9 protein-coding genes are annotated in these 10,618 nt (G+C 56.0%); all 9 read left to right on the top strand.

Going from position 1 to position 10,618, the window contains the following annotated elements; all coding sequences use genetic code 11:
* Window position 1: 1 nt before the first annotated feature.
* The 9 genes from murD to lpxC all read left to right on the top strand — a co-directional run bounded on the left by murD (window position 2) and on the right by lpxC (window position 10,402).
* The gene (murD, locus tag M8014_RS10695) at window positions 2-1,318 is read left to right on the top strand and encodes a UDP-N-acetylmuramoyl-L-alanine--D-glutamate ligase (protein ID WP_271282450.1); all 1,317 of its coding nucleotides are present in this window, start codon (window positions 2-4) and stop codon (window positions 1,316-1,318) included.
* A complete protein-coding gene (gene ftsW, locus M8014_RS10690; protein WP_271282449.1) occupies window positions 1,318-2,562 on the top strand; it encodes a cell division protein FtsW in 1,245 nt (414 codons plus the stop codon). The genes murD and ftsW overlap by 1 nt, the downstream gene beginning before the upstream one ends.
* A complete protein-coding gene (gene murG, locus M8014_RS10685) occupies window positions 2,559-3,623 on the top strand; it encodes an undecaprenyldiphospho-muramoylpentapeptide beta-N-acetylglucosaminyltransferase (protein ID WP_271282448.1) in 1,065 nt (354 codons plus the stop codon). The genes ftsW and murG overlap by 4 nt, the downstream gene beginning before the upstream one ends.
* A 59-nt stretch (window positions 3,624-3,682) precedes the next feature.
* The gene (gene murC / locus M8014_RS10680; protein ID WP_271282447.1) at window positions 3,683-5,158 is read left to right on the top strand and encodes a UDP-N-acetylmuramate--L-alanine ligase; all 1,476 of its coding nucleotides are present in this window, start codon (window positions 3,683-3,685) and stop codon (window positions 5,156-5,158) included.
* Window positions 5,151-6,071, top strand: a complete 921-nt coding sequence (locus M8014_RS10675; protein WP_271282446.1) for a D-alanine--D-alanine ligase — start codon at window positions 5,151-5,153, stop codon at window positions 6,069-6,071. Before murC ends, M8014_RS10675 begins: the two co-directional genes overlap by 8 nt.
* 1 nt (window position 6,072) lies before the next feature.
* Window positions 6,073-6,915 carry a cell division protein FtsQ gene (gene ftsQ / locus M8014_RS10670; protein ID WP_271282445.1) on the top strand — a complete coding sequence of 281 codons (843 nt, stop codon included), beginning with the start codon at window positions 6,073-6,075 and terminating at the stop codon, window positions 6,913-6,915.
* A complete protein-coding gene (ftsA, locus tag M8014_RS10665) occupies window positions 6,912-8,168 on the top strand; it encodes a cell division protein FtsA (RefSeq protein WP_271266704.1) in 1,257 nt (418 codons plus the stop codon). Before ftsQ ends, ftsA begins: the two co-directional genes overlap by 4 nt.
* A 63-nt stretch (window positions 8,169-8,231) precedes the next feature.
* Window positions 8,232-9,383 carry a cell division protein FtsZ gene (ftsZ, locus tag M8014_RS10660; RefSeq protein ID WP_271266705.1) on the top strand — a complete coding sequence of 384 codons (1,152 nt, stop codon included), beginning with the start codon at window positions 8,232-8,234 and terminating at the stop codon, window positions 9,381-9,383.
* A 101-nt stretch (window positions 9,384-9,484) separates the two neighbouring features.
* On the top strand, window positions 9,485-10,402 hold the full coding sequence (gene lpxC / locus M8014_RS10655; RefSeq protein WP_271282444.1) for a UDP-3-O-acyl-N-acetylglucosamine deacetylase: 918 nt from the start codon (window positions 9,485-9,487) through the stop codon (window positions 10,400-10,402).
* Window positions 10,403-10,618: the final 216 nt, after the last annotated feature.

The following is a 10,618-nucleotide window of genomic DNA, read 5'->3' as shown; positions in this document are numbered from 1 at the left end:
CATGGCAGATTACCTGGGTAAAAAAGTCGTTATCATCGGGTTAGGCTTAACCGGCCTCTCCTGCGTGGACTTTTTCCTCGCACGCGGCGTGACGCCGCGCGTGATGGATACGCGTGTCTCGCCACCGGGTCTGGATAAACTGCCGGAGCAGGTTGAACGCCACCTGGGTAGTCTGAACGAAGACTGGCTAAGTGCTGCCGATTTGATTGTCGCCAGCCCGGGGATGGCTCTCGCACACCCTGCGCTGAGCGCAGCGGCAGAGGCGGGCGTTGAGATCGTCGGCGATATCGAACTGTTCTGCCGTGAAGCGCAGGCGCCAGTGATTGCTATTACCGGTTCAAACGGGAAAAGCACCGTCACCACGCTGGTGGGCGAGATGGCAAAAGCCGCAGGCGTCAACGTTGGCGTGGGCGGTAATATCGGCCTGCCAGCCCTGATGCTGCTGGATGCCGCGCGCGAGCTGTACATTCTGGAACTGTCCAGCTTCCAGCTGGAAACCACCTCAGGCCTGCAGGCAACTGCAGCGACCATTCTGAACGTCACCGAAGACCATATGGATCGCTATCCGTTTGGCCTGCAGCAGTACCGTGCCGCCAAGCTGCGGGTGTATGAAAATGCCCGCGTATGCGTGGTGAATGCCGATGACGCGCTGACCATGCCGGTACGCGGTGCGGATGAACGCTGCGTGAGTTTTGGCATCAATATGGGTGACTATCACCTCACCCGTCAGCAAGGCGAAACCTGGCTGCGGGCACAAGGTGAGAAGGTGCTGAACGTGAAAGAGATGCCGCTTTCTGGCCAGCATAACTACACCAACGCCCTTGCTGCACTGGCGCTGGCGGATGCCGCCGGTTTGCCGCGCGCCACCAGCCTGAAAGCCTTGACTACCTTCAGTGGCCTGGCGCACCGCTTCCAACTGGCGCTGGAGCATAACGGCGTGCGCTGGGTTAACGATTCAAAAGCCACTAACGTCGGCAGCACCGAAGCGGCGCTGAATGGCCTGCACGTTGACGGTACCTTGCATCTGCTGCTGGGCGGTGACGGTAAGTCTGCCGATTTCTCTTCGCTCAAACAGTTCCTCAGCGGCGATAACGTGCGTCTTTACTGCTTTGGCCGCGACGGTGCCGAGCTGGCCGAGCTGCGCCCGGAAATCGCCGAGCAGACCGACACGATGGAACAGGCAATGCGCCTCATCGCGCCGCGCGTGAAGCCGGGTGACATGGTGTTGCTTTCTCCGGCCTGCGCCAGCCTCGATCAATTTAAGAATTTCGAGCAACGGGGCGATCTCTTTACCCGTCTGGCGAAGGAGTTGGGCTGATGCGTTTCTCTTTCCCTCGCCTGAGAATGCCGCGCCTGCCAGGATTTGGCATCCTGATGTGGGTCGCTTCGGCGTTAAAAGGCTGGGTAATGGGCTCCCGGGATCGCGATACCGAGACCCTGATTATGTACGACCGCATGCTGCTCTGGCTCACGCTGGGGCTGGCGGCGATCGGTTTTATTATGGTGACCTCGGCTTCAATGCCCGTTGGGCAGCGCCTGGCGAACGATCCTTTCCTGTTCGCCAAACGTGACGGGTTGTACATCATTCTGGCGTTCTGTCTGGCGATGGTGACGTTACGCCTGCCGATGGAGTTCTGGCAACGCCACAGTACCGCGATGCTGATTGCCTCGATCGCCATGCTGCTGATTGTACTGGTGGTGGGGAGCTCGGTTAACGGAGCGTCGCGCTGGATTGCCTTTGGCCCGCTGCGCATTCAGCCTGCGGAATTTACCAAGCTGTCGCTGTTCTGCTACCTCGCCAACTATCTGGTGCGCAAGGTGGATGAAGTGCGTAACAACCTGCGCGGCTTCTTAAAACCGATGGGCGTGATCCTGGTACTGGCGGTACTGCTGCTGGCCCAGCCTGACCTCGGGACCGTGGTGGTGCTGTTCGTGACCACACTGGCGATGCTGTTCCTGGCGGGAGCGAAGCTCTGGCAGTTCATCGCCATCATCGGGATGGGGATTTCAGCCGTGGTGCTGCTGATCCTCGCCGAACCTTACCGTATTCGTCGTGTGACATCGTTCTGGAACCCGTGGGAAGATCCCTTTGGCAGTGGCTACCAGCTGACGCAGTCGTTAATGGCATTTGGCCGCGGTGAAATCTGGGGTCAGGGACTGGGCAATTCCGTACAAAAACTGGAGTATTTGCCCGAGGCACATACCGACTTCATCTTCTCCATTATCGGCGAAGAGCTGGGTTATATCGGTGTGGTACTGGCACTTTTAATGGTATTCTTCGTCGCTTTCCGTGCGATGTCTATTGGCCGAAAAGCACTGGTGATCGACCACCGTTTTTCAGGGTTTTTAGCCTGTTCAATTGGCGTCTGGTTTAGCTTCCAGGCTCTGGTTAATGTCGGTGCCGCAGCCGGTATGCTGCCGACCAAAGGGCTGACCTTGCCGTTGATCAGTTACGGTGGGTCGAGCCTGCTGATTATGTCGACCGCAATTATGTTTTTACTGCGGATAGATTATGAAACGCGTCTGGAAAATGCCCAGGCGTTTACACGAGGTTCACGATGAATCAACCGAAGCGGTTAATGGTGATGGCGGGTGGTACCGGTGGACATGTGTTCCCGGGGCTCGCGGTTGCGCACCATTTAATGGATCAGGGCTGGCAAGTGCGCTGGCTGGGAACCGCAGACCGCATGGAGGCCGATCTGGTGCCGAAGCACGGGATCGACATCGACTTTATCCATATTTCCGGCCTGCGTGGCAAAGGGCTGAAAGCCCTGCTGCTGGCTCCGGTGCGTATTTTCAATGCCTGGCGTCAGGCGCGGGCGATCATGCAGCGCTTTAAGCCAGACGTGGTGCTGGGCATGGGCGGATATGTTTCGGGTCCTGGCGGACTGGCCGCATGGTCGCTGGGTATTCCGGTGGTTCTGCACGAGCAGAACGGCATCGCAGGCCTGACCAACAAGTGGTTGTCCCGAATCGCCAGCAAAGTGATGCAGGCCTTCCCCGGCGCATTTCCGAACGCCGATGTGGTGGGCAACCCGGTGCGCGTCGATGTGCTGGCGCTGCCATTGCCGCAGCAACGTCTCGTCGGGCGTGAAGGCCCGGTGCGCGTGCTGGTGGTGGGCGGCTCTCAGGGGGCGCGTATTCTGAACCAGACCCTGCCGCAGGTGGCCGCGAAGCTCGGCGACGCGGTGACCATCTGGCATCAAAGCGGTAAAGGTGCGCAGCAAACGGTCGAGCAAGCGTATGCCGACGCGGGTCAGGCGCAGCATAAAGTGACAGAATTTATCGACGATATGGCAGCAGCCTATGCCTGGGCCGATGTCGTGGTCTGCCGCTCCGGTGCGCTGACGGTGAGCGAAATTGCTGCCGCAGGGTTACCGGCGCTGTTTGTGCCGTTCCAGCACAAAGACAGGCAGCAGTACTGGAATGCACTGCCGCTTGAGAAAGCCGGTGCCGCAAAAATATTTGAACAGCCGCAGTTTACCGCTGATGCGGTCGCCACTACCCTGGCGGGCTGGAACCGGGAGACCTTGCTGGAGATGGCGCAGCACGCACGTGCGGCCGCGATCCCGGATGCAACGGAACGGGTGGCGAAAGAAGTGAGCCTGGCAGCACAGGCTTAACCCTCGCAGCGCGTGTTGCGCTGCACGAATTTTTTGAAGTAGTCGATGGCGTTTAGAGAATGAATACACAACAACTGGCGAAACTGCGTTCAATCGTGCCCGAGATGCGTCGCGTCCGGCACATTCACTTTGTTGGCATCGGCGGCGCCGGTATGGGCGGTATTGCCGAAGTGCTGGCGAATGAAGGTTACCAGATCAGCGGTTCCGATCTGGCGCCGAACCCTGTTACGCAACAGTTGGCGTCACTTGGCGCGACCATTTATTTTAACCATCGCCCGGAAAACGTCCTCGACGCGAGCGTCGTGGTGGTTTCCAGCGCCATCTCTGCGGACAACCCTGAGATCGTCGCTGCGCACGACGCGCGTATCCCGGTGATCCGCCGCGCAGAGATGCTGGCTGAGCTGATGCGTTTTCGTCATGGTATCGCCGTTGCAGGCACCCATGGCAAAACCACCACTACGGCGATGGTCTCCAGTATTTATGCTGAAGCCGGTCTCGATCCGACCTTCGTCAATGGCGGGCTGGTAAAAGCCGCTGGCGTGCATGCGCGCCTGGGTCACAGCCGCTACCTGATCGCTGAAGCGGATGAGAGCGATGCATCGTTCCTGCATCTGCAGCCGATGGTGGCAATTGTGACCAACATCGAAGCCGACCATATGGATACCTACCAGGGCGATTTCGAAAATTTAAAACAGACCTTTATCAACTTTCTGCACAACCTGCCGTTTTATGGCCGTGCGGTAATGTGCGTTGATGACCCGGTGATCCGCGAGCTGTTGCCGCGTGTCGGGCGTCAGACCACCACGTACGGTTTCAGTGACGATGCCGACGTGCGCCTGGAAGACTATCAGCAGACAGGCGCCCAGGGGCATTTCACCCTGGTGCGACAGGATAAAGAGAGTATCCGCGTTACCCTGAACGCGCCCGGTCGCCATAATGCGTTGAACGCCGCAGCTGCCGTGGCGGTGGCAACGGAAGAGGGAATTGAAGACGAGGCCATTTTACGGGCACTGGAAAGCTTCCAGGGGACCGGTCGTCGTTTTGATTTCCTCGGCGAATTCCCACTGGAAGCCGTTAACGGTAAAAGCGGTACTGCGATGCTGGTTGATGACTACGGGCATCACCCGACTGAAGTCGAGGCCACCATCAAAGCGGCGCGCGCGGGATGGCCGGATAAAAATTTGGTGATGCTGTTCCAGCCGCACCGCTATACGCGTACTCGCGATCTTTACGACGACTTTGCCAACGTGCTGGGGCAGGTCGATACGCTGCTGATGCTGGACGTGTACGCGGCAGGCGAAGCGGCGATACCGGGTGCGGACAGTCGCTCCCTGTGCCGTACCATCCGTGGCCGCGGCAAGATTGACCCGATTCTGGTCTCCGACCATGCCCAGGCGGCGGCGATGCTTGCCCCTGTGCTGACCGGCAATGATTTGATTCTGGTGCAAGGTGCGGGAAATATCGGCAAGATCGCCCGTAGCCTGGCTGAAATCAAACTTAAGCCGCAAATTTCGGAGGAAGAGCGTCATGGCTGATAAAATCGCGGTCCTGTTTGGCGGCACTTCCGCCGAGCGCGAGGTTTCCCTGAATTCCGGCGCCGCTGTACTGGCAGGGCTCCGTGAAGGCGGCGTCGATGCACACCCGATCGATCCAAAAGAGACGGACGTGACGCGCCTGAAAGAGATGGGCTTTGATAAAGTCTTTATCGCACTACACGGTCGCGGCGGTGAAGATGGCACGCTGCAGGGGTTGCTGGATGTGATCGGCCTGCCTTATACCGGTAGCGGCGTCATGGCGTCGGCCATTTCGATGGATAAACTGCGCAGCAAATTGCTGTGGCAGGGCGCGGGTCTGCCGGTCGCGCCATGGGTAGCACTGACGCGTCGCGAGTTTACGCGAGGCCTTGATGCCAGCGTAAACGCACAGATCGCCGAACTCGGTTTACCGGTCATTGTGAAGCCCAGCCGTGAAGGCTCCAGCGTGGGCATGTCCAAAGTTGAATGTGCGGCTGATTTAACATCTGCATTAGCGCTGGCATTTCAACACGATGAAGAAGTACTCATCGAAAAATGGCTCAGTGGACCCGAATTCACCGTTGCGATGCTGGGCGAAGAAATTTTACCGTCAATTCGTATCCAACCAGCCGGAACCTTCTATGATTATGAGGCGAAGTATCTCTCTGATGAGACGCAATATTTTTGCCCAAGTGGTCTCGAGGCTGAACAAGACGCTGATTTGCGCATTCTGGTACTCAAAGCCTGGAATATGCTGGGCTGTCAGGGCTGGGGACGGATTGACGTGATGCAGGACAGTGACGGGCAATTCTACCTGCTGGAAGCCAATACTTCTCCAGGTATGACCAGCCACAGTCTGGTGCCGATGGCGGCGCGTCAGGCGGGAATGAGTTTTTCGCAGTTAGTCGTGCGCATTCTGGACCAGGCAGGCTGATATGTCTCAGGCTGCGCTGAACACGCGAAACCGCGAGGAAGAGGAAGAAGAATATTCTTCACGGCGGAGCAATGGAACGCGTCTTGCAGGGATTACCTTCCTGCTCGCCGTGCTGTGTACCGTGTTTGTCAGCGGCTGGATGGTGCTCGGCTGGATGGAAGATGCACAACGTCTGCCTCTGTCGAAGCTGGTCGTCACGGGCGACCGCCACTACACGCGCAACGATGATATCCGTCAGTCGATTCTGGCGTTAGGCTCGCCGGGTACGTTTATGACGCAAGATGTGAATATCATCCAGAGTCAAATCGAACGTCTGCCGTGGATTAAGCAGGCAAGCGTCAGAAAGCAGTGGCCCGATGAATTGAAGATTCATCTGGTTGAATATGTACCCATTGCACGTTGGAATGATCAGCATATGGTTGACGTAGATGGAAATTCCTTCAGCGTTCCCGCCGATCGTGTCAGCAAGAATAATTTACCTCTGTTGTATGGCCCGGAAGGTAGCGAAAACGAAGTGTTAGACGGTTTTCGCACCATGGGGCAGGTTCTGGCGAAAGATCGCTTTAACTTAAAAGAAGCGGCGATGACGGCGCGTCGTTCATGGCAGTTGACGCTAACGAACGACATTAAGCTGAATCTTGGTCGCGGTGACACGATGAAGCGCCTGGGACGTTTTGTAGAACTCTATCCGGTTCTGCAGCAGCACGCTCAGGCCGAAGGCAAACGGATAAGCTACGTTGATTTGCGCTATGACTCAGGCGCATCGGTCGGGTGGATCCCGGCACCGGTTGAGGAACCTAATCAGCAACAGAATCAGGCACAGGTACAGGCAGAACAACAATGATCAAGGCGACGGACAGAAAACTGGTAGTTGGACTGGAGATTGGCACCGCGAAGGTTGCCGCTTTAGTAGGGGAAGTTCTGCCCGACGGTATGGTCAATATCATTGGTGTGGGCAGTTGCCCGTCTCGTGGTATGGATAAAGGTGGGGTAAACGACCTCGAGTCGGTGGTGAAATGCGTGCAGCGCGCCATCGACCAGGCTGAATTGATGGCAGATTGCCAGATTTCCTCCGTGTATCTGGCGCTCTCTGGCAAGCACATTAGCTGCCAGAATGAGATCGGGATGGTGCCGATCTCAGAAGAAGAAGTTTCGCAGGAAGACGTCGAAAACGTGGTGCATACGGCGAAGTCGGTACGCGTACGCGATGAACATCGCGTTCTGCACGTAATCCCACAGGAATATGCCATCGACTATCAGGAAGGCATCAAAAATCCTGTCGGACTTTCCGGCGTGCGTATGCAGGCAAAAGTGCACTTGATCACATGTCACAACGATATGGCGAAAAACATCGTCAAAGCGGTTGAACGTTGTGGTCTGAAAGTTGACCAACTTATCTTCGCCGGTCTGGCCGCGAGTTATTCCGTGCTAACTGAGGACGAACGTGAGCTGGGTGTCTGTGTGGTGGATATCGGTGGTGGTACTATGGACATCGCCGTCTACACGGGTGGCGCGCTGCGCCATACCAAAGTAATCCCTTATGCCGGGAATGTGGTCACCAGCGATATCGCTTATGCCTTTGGCACTCCGCCAAGTGATGCAGAAGCCATTAAGGTGCGTCACGGCTGTGCATTAGGCTCCATTGTGGGCAAAGATGAGAGCGTTGAAGTGCCGAGCGTTGGCGGTCGTCCGCCGCGCAGCCTGCAGCGCCAGACACTGGCCGAGGTCATTGAGCCGCGTTATACCGAGCTGCTTAACCTGGTCAACGAAGAGATTTTGCAATTACAGGAACAGCTTCGCCAGCAGGGCGTGAAACATCATCTTGCGGCGGGAATTGTGTTAACCGGCGGTGCAGCGCAAATTGAAGGTCTTGCAGCCTGTGCGCAGCGCGTGTTCCATACGCAGGTGCGAATTGGCGCCCCGTTGAACATCACCGGTCTGACGGATTATGCTCAGGAGCCGTATTATTCGACGGCCGTGGGCTTGCTTCACTACGGGAAGGAGACCCACCTCAGTGGTGAAGCAGAAGTAGAAAAACGCGTGTCAGTCGGTTCGTGGATCAAACGAATCAACACCTGGCTGCGAAAAGAATTTTAATTTTAGTAAGAGACCGGTGAACATTTACGGTTTCAGGCGACAGGCACAAAACGGAGAGAAACTATGTTTGAACCTATGGAACTGACCAACGACGCGGTGATTAAAGTCATCGGCGTCGGTGGCGGCGGCGGTAATGCTGTAGAGCATATGGTGCGCGAGCGCATTGAAGGTGTTGAATTCTTTGCAGTCAACACCGACGCACAGGCGCTGCGTAAAACGGCCGTTGGCCAGACGATCCAAATCGGTGGTGGCATTACGAAAGGTCTTGGCGCTGGGGCAAACCCTGAAGTCGGCCGTAATGCAGCAGAAGAAGACCGCGAAGCGCTGCGCGCTGCGCTGGATGGTGCAGACATGGTGTTTATCGCTGCAGGCATGGGCGGGGGTACCGGCACGGGTGCTGCGCCAGTGGTTGCTGAAGTCGCTAAAGATTTAGGTATCCTGACCGTTGCTGTCGTGACGAAGCCTTTCAACTTTGAAGGCAAGAAGCGTATGGCATTCGCGGAGCAGGGTATCACCGAGCTGTCCAAACACGTGGACTCGCTGATTACCATCCCGAACGACAAGCTGCTGAAAGTGCTGGGCCGTGGCATCTCTCTGCTGGACGCTTTTGGCGCCGCGAACGATGTCTTAAAAGGCGCTGTACAGGGTATCGCAGAACTGATCACCCGTCCGGGTCTGATGAACGTCGACTTTGCTGACGTGCGCACAGTGATGTCCGAAATGGGCTACGCGATGATGGGTTCCGGCGTGGCGAAAGGCGAAGACCGTGCAGAAGAAGCGGCTGAAATGGCTATCTCTTCTCCGCTGCTGGAAGATATCGATCTGTCTGGCGCGCGCGGCGTGCTGGTTAACATCACTGCGGGCTTCGACCTGCGTCTGGATGAATTTGAAACCGTGGGTAACACCATCCGTGCGTTTGCATCTGATAATGCAACCGTGGTAATTGGTACCTCACTTGACCCAGAAATGAATGATGAACTGCGCGTGACCGTTGTTGCGACCGGTATCGGCATGGACAAACGTCCTGAGATCACTTTGGTCACCAACAAGCCTGCACAGCAGCCTGTCATGGACCGCTACCCGCAGCACGGCATGTCGCCGCTGACGCAGGAGCAAAAACCGGCGGCGAAAGTGGTGAACGACAGTACACCGCAGACCCAAAAAGAGCCTGATTATCTAGATATTCCAGCGTTCCTGCGTAAGCAAGCTGACTAAGAATTGACTGGAATTAGGGCATTTACGCTCTTTGTGCTAAACTGGCCTGCCGATAGTGATATACACTCTCGGTTGGATAAGTAATTTGGCGAGATTATACGATGATCAAACAAAGGACATTAAAACGTATCGTTCAGGCGACTGGCGTCGGTTTACATACCGGCAAAAAAGTCACACTGACGTTGCGCCCTGCGTCGGCCAATACCGGGGTCATCTATCGTCGCACCGACTTGAATCCACCGGTAGATTTCCCGGCTGATGCCAAATCTGTGCGTGATACTATGCTCTGTACTTGCCTGGTCAATGAGCATGACGTACGGATTTCTACCGTAGAACACCTGAATGCCGCTCTGGCGGGTCTGGGGATCGACAACATTGTTATTGAAGTCGATGCGCCAGAAATCCCGATCATGGATGGCAGCGCTGCACCGTTTGTTTATTTGTTGCTGGATGCCGGCATCGAAGAATTGAACTGCGCGAAGAAATTCGTGCGTATCAAAGAGACGGTTCGCGTTCAGGATGGCGACAAGTGGGCTGAGTTCAAGCCGTTTAATGGTTTTTCGTTGGACTTTACCATCGACTTTAACCATCCGGCGATTGACGCCAGCACCCAGCGCTATGCGATGAACTTCTCTGCTGATGCGTTTATGCGTCAGATCAGTCGTGCCCGTACTTTCGGTTTCATGCGTGATATCGAATATCTGCAGTCCCGCGGCTTGTGCCTGGGCGGCAGCTTCGATTGTGCCATCGTTGTTGACGATTATCGCGTACTGAACGAAGACGGCCTGCGTTTTGAAGATGAATTCGTTCGTCACAAAATGCTGGATGCGATCGGCGACCTGTTTATGTGTGGTCACAATATTATTGGTGCATTTACCGCGTTCAAATCCGGTCATGCGCTGAATAACAAATTGCTGCAGGCTGTTCTGGCAAAACAGGAAGCCTGGGAATTTGTGACCTTCGAAGACGAAGCAGAACTGCCTCTGGCATTCAAAGCTCCGAAAACGGTCCTGGCGTAACGGTACTTCCGTTATATCAATGCGACTGGTTGACCTGGCACTCTCTCCGGCCAGGAAGACCAGTCGTTTTTGTTTTTTTCCCTCCGAAATTGCTGCAGTCAATCGCATGTTTGCTGATTTCTTCGCGATTTTTAACCTCCTCCGCGTCTCAATACTGCTGCTGCGCAGTGGCTTTAGTGGTACTATCTGGGCGCGAAAATAAATAAAATCATTCGG

The organism is Silvania hatchlandensis, assembly GCF_025564065.1.
Classification (GTDB): Bacteria; Pseudomonadota; Gammaproteobacteria; order Enterobacterales; family Enterobacteriaceae; genus Enterobacter; species Enterobacter hatchlandensis.
Note: the sequence above shows the minus strand (reverse complement) of the source record. Positions and strands in the feature narration are given on the sequence as shown.